Annotated in this window: 19 protein-coding genes; 9 read left to right on the top strand and 10 right to left on the bottom strand. The window is 67.8% G+C overall.

Going from position 1 to position 20,386, the window contains the following annotated elements; genetic code table 11:
- Positions 1 to 8: 8 nt before the first annotated feature.
- The 3 genes from ATSB10_RS09625 to ATSB10_RS09615 are packed head-to-tail and all read right to left on the bottom strand — an operon-like array spanning position 9 to position 1,591.
- Positions 9 to 605 carry a DUF3106 domain-containing protein gene (locus ATSB10_RS09625; RefSeq protein WP_063672384.1) on the bottom strand — a complete coding sequence of 199 codons (597 nt, stop codon included), beginning with the start codon at positions 603 to 605 and terminating at the stop codon, positions 9 to 11.
- 3 nt (positions 606 to 608) lie between these two features.
- Complete coding sequence (locus ATSB10_RS09620; RefSeq protein WP_063672383.1) at positions 609 to 1,001, bottom strand: DUF3619 family protein; 393 nt, start codon at positions 999 to 1,001, stop codon at positions 609 to 611.
- A complete protein-coding gene (locus tag ATSB10_RS09615; RefSeq protein WP_063674423.1) occupies positions 998 to 1,591 on the bottom strand; it encodes an RNA polymerase sigma factor in 594 nt (197 codons plus the stop codon). The genes ATSB10_RS09620 and ATSB10_RS09615 overlap by 4 nt, the downstream gene beginning before the upstream one ends.
- A gap of 138 nt (positions 1,592 to 1,729) precedes the next feature.
- Between ATSB10_RS09615 and ATSB10_RS09610 the strand changes: the two genes are divergently transcribed.
- Positions 1,730 to 2,038 carry an NAD(P) transhydrogenase subunit alpha part 2 gene (locus ATSB10_RS09610; RefSeq protein WP_017463781.1) on the top strand — a complete coding sequence of 103 codons (309 nt, stop codon included), beginning with the start codon at positions 1,730 to 1,732 and terminating at the stop codon, positions 2,036 to 2,038.
- Positions 2,038 to 3,471, top strand: coding sequence for an NAD(P)(+) transhydrogenase (Re/Si-specific) subunit beta (locus ATSB10_RS09605; protein WP_063672382.1), 1,434 nt, complete (start codon positions 2,038 to 2,040; stop codon positions 3,469 to 3,471). The genes ATSB10_RS09610 and ATSB10_RS09605 overlap by 1 nt, the downstream gene beginning before the upstream one ends.
- On the opposite strand, the gene ATSB10_RS09600 is transcribed toward ATSB10_RS09605, so the two are convergent.
- Positions 3,452 to 3,886 (bottom strand): hypothetical protein, encoded by a 435-nt coding sequence (locus tag ATSB10_RS09600; protein WP_063672381.1) that lies wholly within the window; start codon positions 3,884 to 3,886, stop codon positions 3,452 to 3,454. The genes ATSB10_RS09605 and ATSB10_RS09600 overlap by 20 nt on opposite strands.
- A gap of 190 nt (positions 3,887 to 4,076) precedes the next feature.
- Here ATSB10_RS09600 and sufT point away from each other — a divergent pair, with 190 nt between their 5' ends.
- The 4 genes from sufT (at position 4,077) to ATSB10_RS09580 (ending at position 12,980) form a co-directional block, all read left to right on the top strand.
- Positions 4,077 to 4,634: a putative Fe-S cluster assembly protein SufT gene (gene sufT, locus ATSB10_RS09595; RefSeq protein ID WP_063672380.1), complete on the top strand. Its 558-nt coding sequence runs from the start codon at positions 4,077 to 4,079 to the stop codon at positions 4,632 to 4,634.
- A 415-nt stretch (positions 4,635 to 5,049) separates the two neighbouring features.
- Complete coding sequence (locus ATSB10_RS09590) at positions 5,050 to 7,230, top strand: M4 family metallopeptidase (RefSeq protein WP_063672379.1); 2,181 nt, start codon at positions 5,050 to 5,052, stop codon at positions 7,228 to 7,230.
- 632 nt (positions 7,231 to 7,862) lie between these two features.
- Positions 7,863 to 9,911: a pre-peptidase C-terminal domain-containing protein gene (locus ATSB10_RS09585; protein WP_236886538.1), complete on the top strand. Its 2,049-nt coding sequence runs from the start codon at positions 7,863 to 7,865 to the stop codon at positions 9,909 to 9,911.
- 696 nt (positions 9,912 to 10,607) lie between these two features.
- Complete coding sequence (locus ATSB10_RS09580; RefSeq protein WP_063672377.1) at positions 10,608 to 12,980, top strand: protease pro-enzyme activation domain-containing protein; 2,373 nt, start codon at positions 10,608 to 10,610, stop codon at positions 12,978 to 12,980.
- A gap of 96 nt (positions 12,981 to 13,076) precedes the next feature.
- Here the strand turns inward: ATSB10_RS09580 and ATSB10_RS09575 are convergent, their stop codons facing one another.
- The 4 genes from ATSB10_RS09575 to wrbA form a co-directional block, all read right to left on the bottom strand.
- Positions 13,077 to 13,562, bottom strand: a complete 486-nt coding sequence (locus ATSB10_RS09575) for an asparaginase domain-containing protein (RefSeq protein WP_063672375.1) — start codon at positions 13,560 to 13,562, stop codon at positions 13,077 to 13,079.
- A 76-nt stretch (positions 13,563 to 13,638) separates the two neighbouring features.
- The gene (locus ATSB10_RS09570; protein WP_063672373.1) at positions 13,639 to 15,279 is read right to left on the bottom strand and encodes an acyl-CoA dehydrogenase family protein; all 1,641 of its coding nucleotides are present in this window, start codon (positions 15,277 to 15,279) and stop codon (positions 13,639 to 13,641) included.
- Between the two features lie 88 nt (positions 15,280 to 15,367).
- Positions 15,368 to 15,739: a DUF2069 domain-containing protein gene (locus ATSB10_RS09565; protein WP_083966159.1), complete on the bottom strand. Its 372-nt coding sequence runs from the start codon at positions 15,737 to 15,739 to the stop codon at positions 15,368 to 15,370.
- Positions 15,736 to 16,338, bottom strand: coding sequence for an NAD(P)H:quinone oxidoreductase (wrbA, locus tag ATSB10_RS09560; protein WP_063672371.1), 603 nt, complete (start codon positions 16,336 to 16,338; stop codon positions 15,736 to 15,738). Before wrbA ends, ATSB10_RS09565 begins: the two co-directional genes overlap by 4 nt.
- 98 nt (positions 16,339 to 16,436) lie before the next feature.
- Between wrbA and ATSB10_RS09555 the strand changes: the two genes are divergently transcribed.
- Genes ATSB10_RS09555 through ATSB10_RS09545 form a run of 3 tightly spaced genes read left to right on the top strand, consistent with a single transcriptional unit; the run spans position 16,437 to position 18,453 of the window.
- A complete protein-coding gene (locus ATSB10_RS09555) occupies positions 16,437 to 17,717 on the top strand; it encodes a YihY family inner membrane protein (RefSeq protein WP_063672369.1) in 1,281 nt (426 codons plus the stop codon).
- Positions 17,714 to 18,187 carry a TlpA family protein disulfide reductase gene (locus ATSB10_RS09550; RefSeq protein WP_063672367.1) on the top strand — a complete coding sequence of 158 codons (474 nt, stop codon included), beginning with the start codon at positions 17,714 to 17,716 and terminating at the stop codon, positions 18,185 to 18,187. Before ATSB10_RS09555 ends, ATSB10_RS09550 begins: the two co-directional genes overlap by 4 nt.
- The gene (locus tag ATSB10_RS09545; protein ID WP_063672365.1) at positions 18,187 to 18,453 is read left to right on the top strand and encodes an acylphosphatase; all 267 of its coding nucleotides are present in this window, start codon (positions 18,187 to 18,189) and stop codon (positions 18,451 to 18,453) included. The genes ATSB10_RS09550 and ATSB10_RS09545 overlap by 1 nt, the downstream gene beginning before the upstream one ends.
- A 3-nt stretch (positions 18,454 to 18,456) precedes the next feature.
- Here the strand turns inward: ATSB10_RS09545 and ppk2 are convergent, their stop codons facing one another.
- Entirely contained in the window at positions 18,457 to 19,224 is a 768-nt protein-coding gene (ppk2, locus tag ATSB10_RS09540) for a polyphosphate kinase 2 (RefSeq protein ID WP_063672363.1), read from the bottom strand.
- A 68-nt stretch (positions 19,225 to 19,292) separates the two neighbouring features.
- Positions 19,293 to 20,375 carry a peptide chain release factor 1 gene (gene prfA / locus ATSB10_RS09535; RefSeq protein WP_063672361.1) on the bottom strand — a complete coding sequence of 361 codons (1,083 nt, stop codon included), beginning with the start codon at positions 20,373 to 20,375 and terminating at the stop codon, positions 19,293 to 19,295.
- Between the last annotated feature and the right edge of the window lie 11 nt (positions 20,376 to 20,386).

The following is a 20,386-nucleotide window of genomic DNA, read 5'->3' as shown; positions in this document are numbered from 1 at the left end:
GCGGCCGCTCAGAACGGGTGGTGCCGGACCCCTGCTCCAGGAGTTGGCGGGGGCGGCGGCGGGGGCATGCCCCCGTGCGGCATGCCGCCATGGCGCATGTGGTCGATCCACTGCTGTCGCTGCTCGATCGAGAGCGAGCGCCACTGGCGCAACAGCGCCTCGCGCCGATCCGGCGGCATCGCCTGGAACTGGCGGAACGCGTCGTGCAGCTCGCGCCGCTGCTGCGGCGGAAGTTCGTGGAACTTGCGCATGTTCTCGCGGGCCAGTCGGCGCTCCTCCGGCGTCATGGCCTGCCAGCGGGCGATCCGTTCGCGGATCTTTTCCCGCTGTTGCGGCGGCAGTGCCAGCCAGTGCTCGCTCTTCTCCAGCATGTGCGCCTGCTTGCGCGGAGGCAGCGTGTTCCAGTCCTTGTGCAGGGGAGCGAGCAGGTCGCGCTGTGCCGGCGACAGGCTCTGCCACGGCCGCGGCGCCGGCGCAGCCGTGCGCAGGATATCGGGTACCCCCTGGGGAGAGGAGTCCTGCGCGTACAGCGCCGACGGCCCGGCGGCCAGCAGCAGGCCGAAGGCGAGGATCAGGCGCACAGCGGGGGAGCGGGAGGCGTGCATGGCTCAGCGCCGGGTGGTGGCAGGCGGGTCGCTGGCGGCCAGCCAGCCGTAGAAATCGAGGTTCTGGTATAGCGCCGGATCGGCGCTGTCGGCATCCGGCGGCAAATCGCCGTCGTCCGGTGCCCGCGCCGCCGCAGCAGCGACCATGGTCGCGGGGGCGCCCACCGGTACCGGATGGCGCGGCGACCAGATCATCAGCGCGGCCAGCGCGACCGCGGCAAAGGCGCCGGCCGGCAGCAGAAGCAGGCGGACTGCTCGGTGTGCGGGTGTTGCCGTCTGCAATGCATCCCGCCGTGCGGCGCGGAGGCGACCGGCCATGGCCGGGTCCAGCGAGTGGCTGGCCTGCCGGAACAGCGCACGGGCGCGTTGTTCGATGCGATCGTCGGGCGAGTTCATCGCCAGTCCTCCAGTTGGTCGCGCAGGTGGTGCATGGCGCGCGACAGGTGGGTTTTCACGCTGCCCTCCGAGCAGCCCATGGCGCGGGCGGTCTCGGCGACGTCCAGTCCTTCCAGCACGCGCAGCATGAAGGCTTCGCGCTGGCGCTGCGGCAGCCTGCGCACCGCCTCGGCCATGTCCCGGTAGGACTGCGCGTCCTGCAGGCGGTCCAGTGGTCCCGGCGAGCGATCGGCCGGCTCCCAGGCCGGCAGTTCCTCGCCGTCGCCATCACGGCCGCCGCCGAGCCAGCCGACCACGATCGAGCGCACCTTGCGACGACGCTGCAGGTCGACGATGCGCCGGCGCAGGATGCCCCAGAACAGCGGGGCCCACTCGCCGGCCGGCTTCTCCCGGTAGTGCCGCACCAGCCGCAGCATGGCGTCCTGCACCGCGTCGAAGGCGTCCTCGCGGTGACCCAGCTGCAGCTCGGCCATGCGAAAGGCGCGGCGTTCGACCTGGGCCAGGAAGGCGTCCAGCGAGGCGGGCACGGCACGGGCGTCGGCACCGTCGACCAAGAGGTCGTCGGCCAGGGGCTGGGCGAGGCTGCTCATCGTGTCGGCGTCCACGGGTCCCGGCAGATCATCGTCCGGCTCCATCGGTTCGGTCTCCCCGCTCAACGCGGCACGCTCGCACACGTTGACGGCCACCCGTATGATGCCCGAACCACATCGTGCTGGCGGGGAGGAGTCATGATCGACGGTTTCCTGGCGCTGTACATCTTCATGCTGGCCGCGTTCACCGGCTACGAGATCATCGCCCGGGTGCCGGTGATCCTGCACACGCCGCTGATGTCGGGGTCCAATTTCGTCCACGGCATTGTGCTGGTCGGCGCGATGATCGCGCTAGGACATGCCGACTCGACCCTGGGTATCGCGATCGGATTCATCGGCGTGCTGCTGGGCGCGGGCAATGCCGCCGGGGGCTACGTGGTGACCGAGCGCATGCTGGAGATGTTCAAGTCCAGCAAGCCGGGCGGCGGCAAGCCGGGAGGCCACTGATGAACTGGCTGCCGACACTGATCAAGGCCTGCTATTTCCTGGCCGCCCTGCTGTTCATCCTCGGTCTGAAGCGGATGAGTTCGCCGCGCACCGCGCGCGGCGGCATCGTCTGGGCCGGTTACGGCATGTTGCTGGCGGTGCTCATCACGTTTGCCCTGCCGGGCCTGCATCATCGCGGGCTGATCGGCGTGGCGGTGCTTCTGGGAGTATCGGCCGCCTGGTGGACCGGTCGTCGCGTCGCGATGACCGACATGCCGCAGATGGTGGCGCTGTACAACGGCATGGGCGGCGGCGCCGCGGCGGCGATCGGCGCGTCTGAACTGGTCGGTTTCGCCGGCAGCGCGGTGGTGCTGCTGGACGGGGCCAAGTTCGCGGCCGACCCGACCGTGGCGCCGGACGCGGCCCAGCTCGCGCTGGGGGTGATCGGCGCGCTGATCGGCGCGGTGAGTTTCTCCGGCTCGCTGATCGCCTTCGCCAAGTTGCAGGGGTGGCTGGACAAGCGCTTCGTGTTCCCCGGCCAGCGCGCGGTCAACCTGTTGATCCTGCTGGCGGCGCTGGTCTGCGGCGGGATGCTGATCGCCGGGCAGCTGACGATGCCGCTGATCGTGGCGTTCTTCGTGCTGGCGCTGCTGTTCGGGCTGATGATGACGCTGCCGATCGGCGGTGCCGACATGCCGGTGGTGATCTCGCTGTACAACGCCTTCACCGGCCTGGCCGTGGCGTTCGAGGGCTTTGTGCTGCAGAACGAGGCGATGATCATCGCCGGCACGGTGGTGGGTGCGGCCGGCACGCTGCTGACCCAGCTGATGGCCAGGGCGATGAACCGCTCGATCGGCAACGTGCTGTTCGGCAGCTTCGGCGCCGCGGCCGGCGGCGAAGCCCAGGCGATCTCGGGCAGCCAGAAGCCGATCGAGGCCAGCGACGTGGCGGTGATGATGGCCTACGCCGAGCGCGTGGTGATCGTGCCCGGCTACGGCATGGCCGTGGCCCAGGCGCAGCACAAGGTGTGGGAGTTCGCCAAGCTGCTGATCGAGCGCGGGGTGAAGGTGAAGTTCGCGATCCACCCGGTGGCCGGGCGCATGCCGGGGCACATGAACGTGCTGCTGGCCGAGGCCGGCGTGCCGTATGACCTGATCGCCGACATGGACGACATCAACCCCGAGTTCCCCAATACCGACGTGGCGCTGGTGATCGGCGCCAACGACGTGGTCAACCCGGTGGCCAAGACCGATCCGGCCTCGCCGATCTACGGCATGCCGATCCTCGACGTGGCGGCCGCCAGGAACGTCATCGTGATCAAGCGCGGCAGGGGCACCGGCTTCGCCGGTATCGAGAACGCGCTGTTCTACGCCGACAACGCCCGGATGCTCTACGGCGACGGGCAGGCGGCGGCCGGCGAGCTGGTGGCAGCGCTCAAGACGCTGGACGGCTGATCCGGCGCGCGGCCAGCGCGGCTACCGCGGTGCCGGCAGCGAACCAGATCCAGTGCGCAGGGCGTGCGCCCAGTCCGCCCAGCGCCCACAGCATGCCCGGGCCGGCGGTGCGCATGGCCTCGGTCAGGCCCATGCCCAGCGAGCCGGCAAGCTGGAGGCCGGTGATCAGCACGTTCACGTAGACCGCTGCGAGCAAGGTGGCCGTGGCGGCCAGCCATGGCGCAGCCTTGCGACGGGGACTGATCCAGCGGGCAATCGCCCAGCCGAGCATGATGCCGACCGGTATCGCGAGCCACGCGACGCGGCTGTGCAGGTAGGCGGCGACCAGCATCCACAGGGCGCCGGCGGCCAGGCCAAGCATGGCCGCACTGATCAGCGAGAGCGCGAGAGACAGGAAGCGGTACAGCCGCTTCATGGGGCGAGAATTCGGGCCGGACGGGGCATCGGGTGATTGGCTTCGGCGCAAAGCGGCCATGATAGCGCGGGCCCGCGGCAGCCTGGTCCGGGCTTGATTCGGGCAAGAGGAGACCTGATCTGCTGCGGGGCGTCATAATGGAGCCCTTGAAAGTGCGTCCTCGGCGCATGGATCTCACCACGGGACAAGCATGAGCGGTTTCAGTCTGAGCAGCGAGCCTTTCACCCTCGAGCGGGATTGCCCGGCCGTCATGGTGCCGCAGGGGGAGACCGTGGTGCTGCCGGCGGGCCAGGTGGGCTATATCACCCAGGCCCTGGGCGGAAGCTTCACCGTGTACGTCGAGGGCAACCTGTTCCGGATTGCCGGCGGCGACGCCGATGCACTGGGCAAGGAGCCGCCGCCGGCGATCGAGCTGGCCGATGGCGCCGGCGACGCGGAGGTCGAGAAGCTGGTGTGGGAGCAGTTGCGCACCGTGTTCGATCCGGAGATCCCGGTCAACGTGGTGGAGCTGGGACTGGTCTACGACGTGAGCATGGAAGGTACCGAAGACGGTCAGCGCAAGGTCTACGTGAAGATGACCCTGACCGCGCCCGGCTGTGGCATGGGCGACATCCTGGTCGACGACGTTCGTACCAAGCTCGAACTCATCCCCACCATCGCCCAGGCGGATGTCGATCTTGTGTTCGACCCGCCGTGGAACCACTCGATGATGTCCGAGATCGCCAAGCTCGAGACCGGGATGCTCTGATCCCCTGGTGATTGGCGTGGGCGCAATGGCGCTCGCGTGGTCCTGTTCGGGTGTTTCCGGTGCCGAGGGTGCGGCTGCATGCCGTCGTTGCCCGGCGCCTCCTCACGCGTGAGGAGGGTCACACCCCCTAGGAATAATTCCCCTTGTTTCGTAATTTCTTGCCACCTATCGTCGTGGCATCCGTTGGCGGGGAGGTTGACGGATGATCCTGTGGAGGCATTGGGAATCTCCCACCTCATCGTGATGGTCCACGCGCTGCCCTGACAGGACGTCACGGGGGAGGCGGCCTTCGGACCGGCAGGCATCGCTAGGCAAACCGACGAAATCCAAAGCCGCTCTCGTGCGGTTATCCATAAATGGGGCTTATGTAGCCGCATCAGGTAAGTGCGCCCCGATTAATGTCAAGGAGTAAGCAATGCGCAGCAATCTCCGCTTGAAGGTCCTCGTCGCCGCGATCGGCTTGGCGTCGGCGTCCGTCGCCACCGCCGCCACCACCCACAGCGTGCACGGGCAGAGCCTGGCCGCCGTGCCCGCCGCCTCGCTGTCGGCGCACTTCGGCCTGGGCGCCAACAGTGCCCTGGTGGCGCGCAGCTCGGTGCCGCTCGGTCTGGGCCGCCATGTCGTGCGTCAGCAGCAGTTCTACCGGGGCGTGCCGGTGTATGGCCGCAGCGTGGCCGTGGTCGAGGATGCCGGCGGCAACGCACTGCGCGCGACCGGCGAGCTGGCGCAGAACCTCGACTCCGACCTGGTCTCGGTCTCCCCGAAGCTGAGCGCCGCCAAGGCCCTCAACGCGCTGAAGTCGCACGCGCACACCAGCCTGGTGGGCGGCAACACCATCAGCAACCAGCAATCCGACCTGTTCGTCTATCCGCAGGACAACGGCCCGGCGCGCCTGGTTTACCGCACGTCGTACGTGGCGCATGAAAACGGCCAGGTCTCGCGTCCCACCGCCATCATCGATGCCAACACGGGCGAAGTGATCCAGAGCTGGAACGGCCTGACCTACGCGTCGGCGACCGGTCCCGGCGGCAACCAGAAGACCGGCGAGTACTACTACGGCACCGACTACGCCGCGCTGGACGTCACCCAGTCGGGCAGCACCTGCACGCTGAACAACTCCAACGTGGTGACCTACAACCTCAACCACGGCACCAGCGGCGGTTCGATCGTCAGCTTCACCTGCCCGAACAGCAACACCGACGCGATCAATGGCGCCTATTCGCCGGTGAACGATGCCCACCACTTCGGTGGCGTGGTGCACGACATGTATGTGGCCTACACCGGTGCGGCGCCGCTGAACATCAAGCTGCGCATGAACGTTCACTACAAGAGCAACTACGAGAACGCGTTCTGGGATGGCACCGCGATGTACTTCGGTGACGGCGCCAGCACGTTCTATCCGCTGGTGTCGCTGGACGTGACCAGCCACGAGATCAGCCACGGCTACACCGAGCAGAACTCCGGCCTGCAGTACTCCGGCCAGTCCGGCGGCATGAACGAGGCGTACTCGGACATCGCCGGCGAAGCGGCCGAGTTCTACGACCGCGGCGCAGCCGACTTCCTGGTCGGCGCCGACATCGTCAAGACCAGCGCCGGCATCGGCAACGCGCTGCGCTACATGTGCAACCCGCCGCAGGACGGTGGCTCGATCGACAACGCGGCCGACTACACCTCGAGCCTCGACGTGCATTACAGCTCGGGCGTCTACAACAAGGCGTTCTGCCTGCTGGCCAAGACCGGTGGCTGGGACGTGAAGAAGGCCTTCCAGGTGTTCGCGCTGGCCAACAAGTCGTACTGGACGGCGACCTCGACCTTCAATTCCGGCGCCTGCGGCGTGGAATCGGCGGCCACCGATCTGGGCTACAACGCCAACGACGTGATCACCGCGTTCACCGGCGTGGGTGTGACCTGCCCGGGCACGGGCGGCGGCGGTGGTGGCGGCGGTGGTTCGACCGCCCTGCAGAATGGCGTCGCGGTGACGGGGCAGTCGGCTGCCTCGGGCGCGGATCTCAACTACACCGTGGCGATTCCGTCCGGCGCCACCAACCTGGTGATCACGATCTCCGGTGGCAGCGGCGACGCCGACCTGTACACGAAGTATGGCTCGGTACCGACTTCGACCAGTTACGACTGCCGCCCGTACAAGACCGGCAACAGCGAGAGCTGCTCCTACGCAACCACCCAGGCCGGCACGTACTACGTCCGCCTGCACGGCTACGCGGCATTCTCCAATGTCACCGTCAAGGCGACCTGGAGCACCGGCGGTGGTGGTGGTGGTGGCGGCAGCAACGTGCTGCAGAACGGTGTGCCGGTGACCGGCCTGTCCGGGTCGAAGAACACCAAGCTCTACTACACGGTGCAGATCCCGGCTGGTGCCAAGAACCTGGCCATCACCACCTCCGGCGGCTCGGGCGACGAGGACCTGTACGTGAAGTTCGGTTCCACGCCGACCACCAGCAGCTACGACTGCCGTCCGTACATCGCGGGCAACAGCGAGAGCTGCACGGTGGCGTCGCCGTCCACGGGCACGTACTACATCATGCTCAACGGTTACAGCGCGTTCTCCGGTGTCACCTTGAAGGCGACCTGGAACTGATTGCCGTGACAGACGGGGCGGAGCCCCCGCTGGATTGACCCGAAGGCCCGGTCAGGATGACCGGGCCTTTTTTGTCCGCGCGACGCCAGCCTGGCGGCTCCGCCGGGTCCCGGGCGCGCCGGGGTGTCGGCGCGACAGACTCCGGGTAGTCCTCGACTCGCGTGTGTCATCGATGGGCAGGTGCGGATTCAAGCGAGGCTTTCCACTCGCTTCTCGCTGGTCAAGGGAGCCGATTGCCAGCATTTCATTCGTATTTTATTGCGAATGCGCAAAATGCGCCCATTGCAAGTAACTGTGTGAATTGGTTTTCGAAATTACTTGCGGATATTTTGAGAAGTCGCGCACTACCCCACAGGAAAAATTCCCATTGTCCGCTCTTCGGAAGAACGCCTAATGTCGGGTGATTCGCCATCCGAACGGGTGGCGAGTGGTTTCGTTCAAGCTGACACGCGGGGCGGCGCGCCAAGGGCACAGGCGAGCCGGGCCGGACAGGACGTCATATGGCCGGGCTTTGAACGGGATGGTTGGGCAAATCCATGAGTTGATTGGCCGCATGACGCGGCGATTAAACACTGCGGCCATTCGGCCGCGGCGGGGATTGTTTGTCCTGAATAATTCAATTGGGGAGTGACATGCTTAATACGCAGAAAAATCGTTTGCTGAAAACCGCAATTACTTGCGCGCTTTTCGGCCTAGCTGGCAGCGCCACCGTGGCCTATGCCAATGGGCAGCAGGTCGGTAATCCGTATGCGCCCGCCTATGGCCACCACTACCGCCACGGTGCTGTGCCGACCCGCGAGGCGCATTCCCGGATGAAGCAGTTCGCCGCGGCCCACGCGGCCAATGCCGCCACGACGGCGGCGACCGGTACCGAGACGCTGAGCTACGGCGGCGGCGTCGATGGCATCGGTGTCACCAGCGGTACGCCGAAGGTGTATCTGGTCGTCTACGGAAGCCAGTGGGGCAGCGCCGGCACCGATGCCAGCGGCAACATGACCCTGTCGGGCGACTCGGTCGGCGCCGTGCCGTACCTGGAGAAGCTGTTCAAGGGCCTGGGTACCGGCGGCGAGCTGTGGTCGGGCACCATGACCCAGTACTGCGATGGTCCCACGGTCTCCAACGGCGCCACTTCCTGCCCGTCGGGCGCACCGCACATCGGTTACCCGACCGGTGGCGCCTTCGCCGGCATCTGGTACGACAACTCGGTGTCCTCGCCGTCCAACGCGACCGGCGCCCAGCTGGCGCAGGAAGCGATCAAGGCGGCGCAGCACTTCGGAAACACTACGGCGGCCTCCAACCGCTACGTGCAGTACGTGATCCTCTCGCCGAGCGGCACCCATCCGGACGGCTTCAACACCTCCAGCGGTCAGTTCTGCGCATGGCATGACTGGAACGGCGACCAGAACGTGTCCTCTTCGGTGGGCGACGTGGCGTTCACCAACATGCCGTACGTGTACGACATGGGTTCGAGCTGCGGCACTGGCTCGGTGAACGGCAGCTCCGCCGGCAATCTCGACGGCTTCTCGATCGTGGAAGGCCACGAGTACGCCGAGACCGTGACCGACCAGAACCCGGCCGGCGGCTGGACCAACCACACCGGCAGCTCCTACAACGGCCAGGAGAACGGTGACGAGTGCGCCTGGATCTCCTCCGGCCAGGGCGCGACCGCCAACGTGACCATGGGTACCGGCACGTTCCCGATGCAGTCGACCTGGTCGAACGACACCAACGAGTGCGACCTGTCGCATCCGATCGTGTCGGGCGGCACCACCAACAACCCGCCGGTCGCCAACTTCAGCGACACCATCAGTGGCCTGACCGTCAGCTTCACCGACAGCTCCACCGACAGCGACGGCAGCATCTCGTCACGCTCGTGGAACTTCGGCGACGGCAGCACCTCGACCGCGACCAACCCGAGCCACACCTACTCGGCAGCCGGTACCTACTCGGTCTCGCTGACGGTGACCGACAACGGCGGTGCCACCAACACCAAGACCGCCTCGGTGACGGTGAGCAGCTCCGGCGGCGGTGGCGGCAACGTGCTGCAGAACGGCGTGCCGATCACCAACCAGTCCGGTGCGCAGGGTGCGCAGCTGTTCTACACCGTGACCGTTCCGGCCGGTGCCAGCAACCTGGTGATCTCCGAGTCCGGCGGTACCGGCGATGCCGACCTGTACACCAAGTTCGGCTCTGCTCCGACCCTGTCCAGCTACGACTGCCGTCCGTACATCACCGGCAACAACGAGAGCTGCACCGTGGCTTCGCCGCAGGCCGGCACCTACTACGTGATGCTGAACGGCTATGCCGCGTTCTCGGGCGTCTCCGTGCAGGCCAGCTGGAGCACCAGCAGCGGCGGCGGTGGTGGCGGCAACGTGCTGCAGAACGGCGTGGCGGCCACGGGCCTGAGCGCCACCAAGGGCAACTCCGTGGCCTACACCATGGTGGTGCCGGCCGGTGCCACCAACCTGAGCTTCAAGATCGCCGGCAGCACCGGTGACGCCGACCTGTACGTGAAGTTCGGCTCGGCGCCGACCACCTCGAGCTACGACTGCCGCCCGTACCTGGTCGGCGACAACGAGACCTGCAACATCTCCAACGTGCAGGCCGGTACGTACTACGTCATGGTCCGGGCCTATGCGACCTACTCGGGCGTCAGCCTGACCGGTAGCTACACCCCGTAATCGATCCACGCTGCAAGCAACAGGACTCCCGGTCCGCGAGGGCCGGGAGTTTTTCTTTGGCCCCCGGTGTCGCTGCTGGTCCCGTCCGGTTCGCTCCGGCACGGCCTCGAGCGGGCGCACGCGGGGCGCCGATCCTCTCCGGTTGATTCCCCGGAATCTGGCGCTGCATCGACGATCCGCTCGGGGCAGTGGGTGCCGGTCCGAATGGTGGCGCCCGCACCGGAATGAACGCGGGAAATGAATTCAGACGAAACGCAAGATATTGCACCGTCTTTCTGCTGTCGGGGTTGCGGCTTTTTTTGCGTTAGGCGAACTTTCGCGATCCGCCGCGAATCAATATCGAAAGTATTTGCGATACATTAAATGTGAAATCGCACGACATTAATTTCAATGGCATTTCCGATTTAAGCGGCCGTTGCAGGAATTAGTCCTATTGACGATTTATTCCGGCCAAACCTAATTTCGAGGACGTCCTCGGCGGGATCCGCCCAAGGATGATCCACGCCCCACCGGACCCCTGTCTGTCCCGATGAGGCGCCGCGCCCACGAAGGGCTTTCGATCGCCATGCCATGTGGCCGGCAGGATCGCTGCACCCAACCCGCTAGATGTCGCCCAGCGGCGACCACCCGAAGCCATGGGGCCTAACGGCCGCATCAGGTTGCTGCATCCCAAATTCAGGTCAGGAGACCATCCACATGCCCAGCCCGATTTGTTCCAAATCCCTCGCTATCGCCATTGCCCTCGCCATGAGCCCGTTCGCCGCAGGCGTTGCGGTGGCGGCCGACACATCCATGTCGCACCTTGCCGGTCCGATGTCGTTGCATCCCGGCGACACCGTCATTGGTGCCGTCCCCGCTTCGCAGCCCATGCACATCGAGGTGGCCCTGAAACTGCGCAACACCGGCCAGCTGCACGCGTTCATCGCCCAGACCCATGCCCTCGGCGTGATGGCGACACGGCCGGTGATGAGCCGTGCCCAGTTCCGCAGCCAGCATTCGCCGACCGACGCGCAGGCGCAGGCCGTCGCGGCCTATCTGACCAGGGCGGGGTTCACCCACGTGAACATCGCTCCGAACAACATGCTGGTGTCCGGTGACGCGACCGCTGACGTGGTCAAGGCAGCCTTCAACACCAGCTTCGAGCGGGTGCGCACGCGCCACGGCCGTGAAGGCTTCATCAATACCGGCGACGTCAGCATCCCGAATGCGCTGAAGAGCAGCGTGCTGTCGGTGATCGGCCTGCAGGACGCCCACGTGCCGCACACCTTCGTCCAGTACTCGACGCAGTCCGGCCTGCAGCCGCAGGCGGTGACCGGCCACAACCCGACCGAGTTCGCCTCGATCTATGGCGGCAGCGGCGCGCCGACGGCCTCCGGGGTGACGGTCGGCATCATCACCCAGGGCAAGCTCAGCCAGGTCGTTACCGACCTGAACACCTTCACCTCGAACAACGGCCTGCCCACCGTCAGCACCACCACGGTAAACACCAACGGCACCAGTACCGACACCTCGGGCCTGGGCGAGTGGGACCTGGACAGTCAGGACATCGTCGGCATGGCCGGCGGGCAGATCGGCGGGCTGATCTTCTACAACATCCCCACGCTGTCCAACGCCAACCTCACCGCCGACATCAACAAGGTGGTCTCGGACAATGCGGTGAAGATCATCAACGTGTCGCTGGGCGAGTGCGAGACCAGCGCCCAGGGCGACGGTTCGGCGGCTGCGCAGGACCAGGCCTTCCAGCAGGCGGTGGCGCAGGGCCAGACCTTCTCCATCTCCACCGGCGACTCCGGTGCGGACGAGTGCGGCACCGGCGGCACCACCCCGAGCTGGCCGGCGGCCTCGCAGTACGTGATCGCCGTGGCCGGCACCAAGCTCGATGCGTCCACCACCACCTGGAACAGCGAGGTGGTGTGGAACGAGCTGAGCATCAACGAGGGCGCCACCGGCGGCAGCGAGAGCACCTTCGAGCCGAAGCCGAGCTGGCAGACCCTGTGGTCGGGTACGCATCGTGGCGTGGCCGACGTGGCGTTCGACGGCGATCCGCAGTCCGGCTCCAAGGTGATCGTGCAGGGCGCCACCCAGCAGATCGGCGGCACCAGCCTGGCGGCACCGCTGTTCGCCGGCTTCTGGGCCCGCGTGATCGCCGCCAAGGGCAGCAGCGTGGGCTTCGCCGGTCCGATCCTCTACGGCCTGCCGGCGAGCGACTTCCATGACGTCACCTCAGGCAACAACAGCGGCGAAAGCGCCGGTCCGGGCTATGACCTGGCCAGCGGCCGCGGCAGCATCATCATGGCCAGCGCGATCAACGACATCGCTGGCGGTGGCGGCGGCACCAACAACCCGCCGGTGGCGAACTTCAGCGACAGCATCAACGGCCTGACCGTCGCCTTCACCGACAGCTCGACCGACAGCGATGGCACCATCGCCTCGCGCTCGTGGAACTTCGGCGACGGCAGCACCTCGACGGCGACCAACCCCAGCCACACCTACGCCGCGGCCGGCACCTACAGCGTGGCGCTGACGGTGACCGACAACGGCGGCGCCACCAACACCAGGACCCAGTCGGTGACGGTGAGCGGCTCGGGCGGCGGTGGCGGCAGCCAGCTGCTGGGCAACACCGGCTTCGAGACCGGTTCCGCCTCGCCCTGGACGACGACCAGCGGCGTGATCAACAACAACAGCGCCGAGCCGCCGCACGCCGGTTCGTGGGATGCCTGGCTGGACGGCTACGGCTCCAGCCACACCGACCGCGTCGCGCAGACCGTGACCATCCCGAGCGGCAAGACCTCGGCCACGCTGAAGTACTACCTGCACATCGATACGTCGGAGACCACCTCGACGTCCAAGTACGACAAGCTGAAGGTGCAGGTCTTCAATACCTCGGGCACCCTGCTGCACACCTACGCCACGTTCTCCAACCTGAATGCGGCCGGTGGTTACAGCGTGCATACCGCCAACCTGTCCAGCTACATCGGACAGACCGTGGTGATCCGTTTCACCGGCACGGAGGACTCGTCGCTGCAGACCTCGTTCGTGCTGGACGACATCACCCTGACGGTGCAGTAGGGAGCGGCCCGCCGCAGGGATGCGGCATGCCTGAACGCAAAGGCCCGGCGCGCGAGCGCCGGGCCTTTGCCTCTCCCGGATCGGGATCGGGCCGGATCAGGCCTGCTCGAAGCGGTTGGCCTCGCGGTTCTTGCGCACCCTGGCCGGGTCCCACACGCGACCGTTCATGGTGATGTAGACGCCGTCCGGCAGGGTCTGCACCGCGGCCACCGCGCAGCCGATGTTGAATACCGCATCCGAGCCCTGGAAGCGTGCGGGGTTCAGCGCGCCGGTGAGCACGATCACCTTGCCGGGGATGCCGGCCAGCACCCTGGCGGTCTCGACCATGGTGTCGGTGCCGTGGGTGACCAGCACGTGGCGGTGCGGTTGCGCCTCGATGGTGGAGCGGATCAGCGCGCGGTCCTCGTCGGTGACGTGCAGGCTGTCCTTGCGCAGGATCGGGATCACGTCGTACTGGAATGCCACGCCGAGCTGGCCGAGGATCTCGCCGATCTGCGGCGCACCGATCTTGTAGTCCGACTTGTCGTCGAAGTAGATCTTGTCGATGGTGCCGCCGGTGGTGACGATGGACAGGTGCTGCATGCTGGCTGCGCCGATGGGGAACGAACCGGCATTTTAGCCGCGTGCGGCCGGCAACCCCAGCGCGCCGGCGCCGGACTCAGTCCGCCAGCAGGCGCGCGGTGTCCCCGGCGTCCGGCCAGCGCAAGCGATCCAGCCCGAGCTGGACGAAGCGGCGCAGCGCCGCGGCCGGGCGCGTGTCTCCCCGCGCCGAGGCCCAGGCGGCCTGGCGGGCCAGCAGGGCCGCGGCAGCGCAGCAGGCGAGGGTGAAGGCCAGGCCGCGCGCGCCGGCCTCCAGTGCGTCGCGGTGGCCACCCTGGCGATCGAGGAAGGCGCTGGCGTCGTCCAGCGCGATGCGGATGGCGCGGGCGCTGGCCGGATCGTCGCCCGCGGCGAGCCATTGCGAGACCGCCGTGCGGAGCGCCCCCAGTCCCTCGCCGATACCGCGCAGCGTATCCAACGACAGCACGTTGGTGGTGCCCTCCCAGATCGCGTAGACCTGCGCATCGCGCAGCAACTGCGGCAGGCCGGTGTCCTCGACGTAGCCGGCGCCGCCGAAACATTCGAGCGCTTCCGAGCAGGTTTCCACCGCCAGCTTGCCGGTCCACAGCTTGGCCAGCGGGGTGAGCAGGCGCAGCAGGGCTGCCTCGTGTGGCTCGGCGGCGCCATGCTCGACCCGGCCCAGCAGGTGGGCGACTTCGAAGGTGAGGGCGAACGCCGCCTCGAACGAGGCCTGCAGGTCGGCCAGCGTGTGCGCATGCAGCGGCAGCTCGATCAGGCGGCGACCGAAGGCACTGCGGCGTCTGGCGTAGTCGCGGGCCAGCGCGATCGCGCGCGCCATGCTGGCGACGGCGCACACCGCGTTCCAGGTGCGCGTGACGTTGAGCATCGGCGCTACCTGGCGTACGCCGTGGGCCAGCTCGCCCACCGGCCATGCCGGCAGCCCCTCCAGGCGGATCTCCGCGGTAGGCAGCTCATGCGTGCCGAGTTTGTCCTTCAGCCGGTCGATCACCAGCTCGGGCCTGCGTTGCGTGCCGTCCATCGTCTCGACGTAGAACAGCGCCAATGCACCGGCGCCCTCGCCGGCCCCCTCCGGACGGGCCAGTGCCAGTGCAGCCTCGCCGACCACCGCCGAGCTGAACCACTTGCGGCCATGCAGGCGCCACTGGCCATCGGTGTCACGCCGCGCCACGGTGCCGGTGCGGCCGACGTCCGAGCCGCCGGCGGTCTCGGTCATCCACTGGCCGCTGAGCCAGAAGGTGGCCGGGTCGCGGCTGAGGAAGCGGGGCAGGGCGCGTTCGATCAGTTCGCGATGGCCGGAGGCTTTCAGCGCGGTCGCTGCGCCGTCGGTCATCGCCAGCGGGCAGGTATAGAACTCGCTGGCCACGTGGTAGAGGTAGACCCGGGCGAATTCCTCCAGCCGGGCGTGGGGCGAATCGGCATGGCCGGCGGCGAGTATCGCGTGGCGGGTGGTCAGGGCCGCGCCCTCCTGCCAGGCCGGAGTCAGCTCGATGCGGTCGACCCGGCGCCCCCAGCCATCCCAGCGGATCAGCTCCGGCTTGCGGCGCGTCGTCGTCGTGGTCCGCTCCCAGGCGGTCAGCGCGTAGTCGCCCAGCGCATCCAGATCGGCGTCGAGCTCGGCGCGTCGATCCGCCGGCAAGGTACGGTCGAGCGTGGACCGCAACGTCCGATCATTGCGGAACGGGTGCGAGAGCACCGGCGCGTCCTGGAGGAAATCCATGGTCGGCTCCGTTCGGGAAACGGGGCGAGTATACGGATGCCGTGTGACGACGCTGGCGCGGCGGACGGTGTCGGCCCGCCCGGGCGTTTCAACTGGCGGTGCCGCCGCGCGCCGCGCGGCGCCGCACGCCGGCCCCGAGGCTGCCGATCAGCAGCAGGGTCAGGCCGATCTCGATGAGGGCCAGTACCCGCGTATCGGCCGAACTCCAGGCCTCGGAGATGCCGTGGCAGAAGTAGAACAGGCTGAGGATGCCCACCCACAGCAGCGCCCTCCGCACGTTGCGCAGGGCGGTCAGCGGCAGCAGCAGGGGGGCCACAGTGATGGCCAGTACCAGCGCAGGGGACAGGTGCGTCGGCGGCGCCAGCCAGCCGTGCCAGGCCAGTTGCAGCAGGGTCAGTCCGGCCCAGGCGGCCAGACCGAGGCGGTAGACGGGGAGCATGCTTTCACGGACGGCGTTCATGCGTCCCCCGCCAGCTTGCGCGCGGTATCGGCCAGGCGTCGGCCGAGCGCGCGGGCAAGCTCGCGCTCGTGCTCGCTGATCGGCCGTTCCCCATCGGTGCCGGACACGTGGGTCGCGCCATAGGGCGAGCCGCCCGTCACGGTGGCGTTGAGCGCCGTTTCGGTGAACGGCAGGCCGAGCAGCAGCATGCCGTGGTGTAGCAGCGGCAGCGCCATGCTGAGCAGGGTCGATTCCTGCCCGCCGTGCATCGTGCTGGTGGAAGTGAACACCGCCGCCGGCTTGCCGACCAGTGTGCCGCTGGCCCACTCGGCGCCGGTGCTGTCGAGGAAGTATTTCAGCGGCGCGGCCATGTTGCCGAAGCGGGTCGGGCTGCCCAGTGCCAGGCCGGCGCAGTCCTGCAGATCCTGTCGCGTGGCATAGGGCGCGCCCTCGTCCGGCTCCGGCGGCTGCGCCGTCTCGGTGACCGGTGCCACCGGTGGCACCTGGCGCAGTCGCGCCTGCATGCCCGGCACTTCCTCCACGCCACGCGCGATCAATCGCGCCAGCTGGGCGGTGTGGCCCGTGCGGCTGTAGTACAGGACGAGGATCGTGAGGGACATGCGCTTGGGCGGTTCGTTGACGATCCGGTAGTGTACCGTCCGCTTCTGTCCTTCGTGCCGCGATGCGGTGCGAGCCTCCGTCCGAGCAAGGGACCTCGATGGCCAAGCCATTCAACCGCGATCGCACGCTCAGCTTCGCCCGCTTCATCTGGCAGCGCTTCGTCGACGACAAGTGCTTCGAGACCGCCGGCGCGCTTTCCTACACCACGCTGGTGTCGCTGGTGCCGTTGATGGTGGCGGTGTTCGCGATGTTCTCGGTGTTCCCGGCGTTTGCCGGCGCGCGCGACGCGCTGATCTCGTTCGTGTTCAACAATTTCGTGCCGGCCGCGGGGGAGAAGTTGCAGCTGGCGCTGGCCAGCTTTGCCAACAATGCCAGTGGGCTGACCGGGATCAGCGTGCTGGTGATGCTGTTCAGCGCGCTGTCGATGATGGTCAGCATCGAGGATCGGCTGAACCGTATCTGGCGGGTCCACCGTGCGCGTCGCTGGGGGTCGCGGCTGCTGCTGTACTGGGCGGCGTTGACGCTGGGACCGATCCTGGTGGTGGGCGGGCTGGCGGCCAGCTCCTATGTCACCGCGCTGCCGCTGCTGCAGCAGGCGGCGGGGCAGTTCGTGCCGAATGCCAGCCAGCGGTTGCTGGGACTGCTGCCGTTCGTGGTCACCTTCATCACGCTGTGGCTGATGTATGCGGTGATCCCGAACCGGCCGGTGGTGCGTCGCGACGCGGCGATCGGTGCGCTGCTCGGCGCGGTGCTGTTCGAGGTCGCCCGCTGGGGCTTCACGCTGTTCGTGCGCAATGCGCAGACCTACCAACAGATCTACGGCGCGCTGGCGGTGATTCCCACCTTCCTGCTGTGGATCTACCTGTCCTGGGTGATCGTGATCCTCGGTGCGTCGATCGCCGCCTCGATCAACGCCTTCGAGTATCACCCGCCCGCACATGCGCTGCCGGAAGGGTCGGAGTTCCTCGGCCTGCTGGTGGTGCTCAAGCACTTCGTCGAGGCACAGCGAAGCGGCGGTTCGATCGATCCGGCGATCGTGCAGGCGGCCGAGCCGTACCTGCGTTCGAGCCAGGTGATCTGCTATTTCGAGGACCTGCAGCGGGCCGACCTGATCCAGCGCAGCGAGAGCGGTGGCTGGTTGCTGTCGCGCAGCCTGGACAGCACCGACCTGCTGCGTGTCTACGCCGGAACGCAGTATCGTCTGCCGTTGCGTCCAGCCGAGGAGGCGCAGGCGCTGGGCATCGTGCTGCCGCCCGTGCTGCTCGAGCTGCTGGCGGCGGTGGCCGAGGCCCTGCACGTCGCGCTCGGCACGCGGCTGGACCGCATCTATCCCCCGTGCGCCGAACCGGCGGACGCCCCGAAGGAGTTGCTGCCATGAAATTCATCGTCCGCTGCGCGCTGGTGCTTGCCGTGGCCCTCGCTGCACCCGTGCAGGCGGCCATGCCGGCCACCCCGGCGCTAAAAGTCACCACACTCGACGGCAAGCCTTATGACCTGGCGGCACAGCGTGGGCACTGGGTGATCGTCAATTTCTGGGCGACCTGGTGCATCCCCTGCATCAAGGAGATGCCTGACATCTCGCACTTCGTCAGCACGCACAAGAACGTCAGCGCGATCGGGCTGGCCTACGACGACAGCGCGCTGGCGGACATCAAGGCCTTCGTAGCCAAGCACCCGGTGAGCTATCCGATCGCCCAGGTGGGCCTGGACAACCCGCCAAAGGATTTCGACGAGCCGCGCGGCCTGCCCACCACTTACCTGATCGCGCCGGACGGCACGGTGGCCAAGCGCTTCGTCGGTCCGATCACCGGCGACGTGCTGGCGGCCGCGATCACCGACGCAAAGTAGTGGCTGCCGCGCGCTTCCTGGTCAGTGGCCGGGTGCAGGGCGTGTTCTACCGCGCCAGCACCCGCGAGCAGGCGCTGGCGCTGGGCCTGGCCGGGATCGCGCGCAATCTGGCCGATGGCAGGGTGGAAGTGATCGCCTGCGGAGCGCCGGCGGCGATCGATGCGCTGGAGCAGTGGCTACATTGCGGTCCGCCCGCCGCCCGGGTCGAACAGGTAAGGCGGGAAGCCGACATCGAGTGGACCGGCAGCGGCTTCGCCACCGGCTGAGGCTCAGCGCGGCGGCGCAATCCAGAAACTGGCATCGGCCAGCTTCTCCTGCCTGGGTTTGCCGCGCAGCTTCGGTAGCTTCACCTTGGTGTCGGGCACGCGCACGTCGGGCAACTGGTCGAGCAGGTGGCGCATCAGGGCGAGCCGTCCCTTCTTCTGGTCGTTGTAGTCGACCACGAACCACGGCGCGTGGGCGGCGTGGGTGCGCGCCATCATCACGTCGCGCAGACGACCGATCTCCGCGTACTTGGTGCGTGCCGCCAGATCCACCGGCGACAGCTTCCAGCGCTTGAGCGGGTCGGCGGCGCGCTCGGCGAAGCGGGCTTCCTGTTCGGCCTGGTCCACCGCCAGCCAGTACTTGAACAGCAGGATGCCGTTGTCGGCCAGCATGCGCTCGAACGCCGGACAGTCGTCGAGAAACTGCGCGTACTGCGCCTGCGTGCAGAAGCCCATCGCCGGCTCGACCACTGCGCGGTTGTACCAGCTGCGGTCGAACAGCACGAGCTCGCCGGCCGCCGGCAGGTGCGCCACGTAACGCTGGAAATACCACTGGGTGGATTCGCGCTCGTCGGGTTTGGGTAGCGCCACTACGCGGTAGCCGCGGGTGTCCAGACGGTCGGTGATGGCCTTGATGGTGCCGCCCTTGCCGGCCGCGTCGCGGCCTTCAAAGATCACCAGCAGGCGCTTGCCGCTCTTGCGCAGCCATCGCTGCACCCCGGTCAGCTCGATCTGCAGCGCTTCCAGCTGCTGCTCGTAGGCCTTGCGCTTCATCGGGCGATCTCCGGTGGGGTGGCCTGGCGAGGGTAGCGCGCCGCGGGCGTTCCGCGTCACCGCACCGGTCAGCCGGCGCCGGTGAGCGCCTTGAGCTGGTCGGCCTGGTCCTCGCGCATCAGGGCGTCGACCAGCTCGTCCAGGTTGCCTTCCAGCACGTCCGGCAACTGGTAGAGGGTGAGGTTGATGCGGTGGTCGGTGATCCGGCCCTGCGGGAAGTTGTAGGTGCGGATGCGCTGACTGCGGTCGCCGGAGCCGACCTGCAGGCGCCGCGACTCGGCCTCGGCGGCGGCCTGCTTCGCGCGTTCGGCGTCGAGCAGCTGCGCCTTCAGTCGCTTCATCGCCTTGTCGCGGTTGGCGTGCTGCGAACGCTCGGTCTGGCATTCCACCACCATGCCGGTGGGCAGGTGGGTGATGCGGATCGCCGAGTCGGTCTTGTTGACGTGCTGGCCGCCGGCGCCGGAGGAGCGGAAGGTGTCCACCTTCAGGTCGGCTGGGTTGATCGCGATGTCCTCGACCTCTTCCACGTCGGGGATGATCGCCACGGTGGCCGCCGAGGTATGGATGCGACCCTGCGACTCGGTGGCCGGCACGCGCTGCACGCGGTGCGTGCCTGATTCGTACTTCAGCCGGGAGAACGCGCCCTTGCCCTCGATCCGCGCCACGGCCTCCTTGTAGCCGCCGTGTTCGCCCGGGTGTGCCGATTCGATCTCGGTGCGCCAGCCGCGGCGCTCGGCATAGCGCAGGTACATCCGCAGCAGGTCGCCGGCGAAGATCGCCGCCTCGTCGCCGCCGGTGCCGGCGCGCACCTCCAGGAACAGGTTGCCCTCGTCGCGCGGGTCGGTCGGCAGCAGCAGGATCTGCAGCTCGCCGTCCAGTGCCTCCAGCCGATGCTCCAGCCGGTCCACGTCGTCGGCGGCCATCTCCTTCAGCTCCGGATCGGCCAGCATCGCGCGGCTCTCGGCCAGCTCGCGTTGCGCCTGGTCGTGTTCGCGCAGCGCGGCGGCGACCGGTTCGAGCTGGGCGTACTCGCGCGACAGCGCGCGGAAGCGGTTGCTGTCGCCGATCACCTCGGGCTGGGCCAGCAGCAGGCCGACCTCTTCGTGGCGTTCGGCGAGGGCTTCGAGTTTGGCGCGGATGGAAGGAGTCATGGGCGGGGCGT

This window comes from Dyella thiooxydans (genome assembly GCF_001641285.1).
Taxonomy (GTDB): Bacteria; Pseudomonadota; Gammaproteobacteria; order Xanthomonadales; family Rhodanobacteraceae; genus Dyella_A; species Dyella_A thiooxydans.
This window is presented reverse-complemented; position numbering and strand designations above follow the sequence as displayed.

What these genes read in the sequence shown, in the direction of transcription:
- ATSB10_RS09625 (WP_063672384.1), bottom strand. Translation starts at nt 605, where the DNA reads ATGCACGCCTCCCGCTCCCCCGCTGTGCGCCTGATCCTCGCCTTCGGC.
- ATSB10_RS09620 (WP_063672383.1), bottom strand. Translation starts at nt 1,001, where the DNA reads ATGAACTCGCCCGACGATCGCATCGAACAACGCGCCCGTGCGCTGTTC.
- ATSB10_RS09615 (WP_063674423.1), bottom strand. Translation starts at nt 1,591, where the DNA reads ATGAGCAGCCTCGCCCAGCCCCTGGCCGACGACCTCTTGGTCGACGGT.
- ATSB10_RS09610 (WP_017463781.1), top strand. Translation starts at nt 1,730, where the DNA reads ATGATCGACGGTTTCCTGGCGCTGTACATCTTCATGCTGGCCGCGTTC.
- ATSB10_RS09605 (WP_063672382.1), top strand. Translation starts at nt 2,038, where the DNA reads ATGAACTGGCTGCCGACACTGATCAAGGCCTGCTATTTCCTGGCCGCC.
- ATSB10_RS09600 (WP_063672381.1), bottom strand. Translation starts at nt 3,886, where the DNA reads ATGAAGCGGCTGTACCGCTTCCTGTCTCTCGCGCTCTCGCTGATCAGT.
- sufT (WP_063672380.1), top strand. Translation starts at nt 4,077, where the DNA reads ATGAGCGGTTTCAGTCTGAGCAGCGAGCCTTTCACCCTCGAGCGGGAT.
- ATSB10_RS09590 (WP_063672379.1), top strand. Translation starts at nt 5,050, where the DNA reads ATGCGCAGCAATCTCCGCTTGAAGGTCCTCGTCGCCGCGATCGGCTTG.
- ATSB10_RS09585 (WP_236886538.1), top strand. Translation starts at nt 7,863, where the DNA reads ATGCTTAATACGCAGAAAAATCGTTTGCTGAAAACCGCAATTACTTGC.
- ATSB10_RS09580 (WP_063672377.1), top strand. Translation starts at nt 10,608, where the DNA reads ATGCCCAGCCCGATTTGTTCCAAATCCCTCGCTATCGCCATTGCCCTC.
- ATSB10_RS09575 (WP_063672375.1), bottom strand. Translation starts at nt 13,562, where the DNA reads ATGCAGCACCTGTCCATCGTCACCACCGGCGGCACCATCGACAAGATC.
- ATSB10_RS09570 (WP_063672373.1), bottom strand. Translation starts at nt 15,279, where the DNA reads ATGGATTTCCTCCAGGACGCGCCGGTGCTCTCGCACCCGTTCCGCAAT.
- ATSB10_RS09565 (WP_083966159.1), bottom strand. Translation starts at nt 15,739, where the DNA reads ATGAACGCCGTCCGTGAAAGCATGCTCCCCGTCTACCGCCTCGGTCTG.
- wrbA (WP_063672371.1), bottom strand. Translation starts at nt 16,338, where the DNA reads ATGTCCCTCACGATCCTCGTCCTGTACTACAGCCGCACGGGCCACACC.
- ATSB10_RS09555 (WP_063672369.1), top strand. Translation starts at nt 16,437, where the DNA reads ATGGCCAAGCCATTCAACCGCGATCGCACGCTCAGCTTCGCCCGCTTC.
- ATSB10_RS09550 (WP_063672367.1), top strand. Translation starts at nt 17,714, where the DNA reads ATGAAATTCATCGTCCGCTGCGCGCTGGTGCTTGCCGTGGCCCTCGCT.
- ppk2 (WP_063672363.1), bottom strand. Translation starts at nt 19,224, where the DNA reads ATGAAGCGCAAGGCCTACGAGCAGCAGCTGGAAGCGCTGCAGATCGAG.
- prfA (WP_063672361.1), bottom strand. Translation starts at nt 20,375, where the DNA reads ATGACTCCTTCCATCCGCGCCAAACTCGAAGCCCTCGCCGAACGCCAC.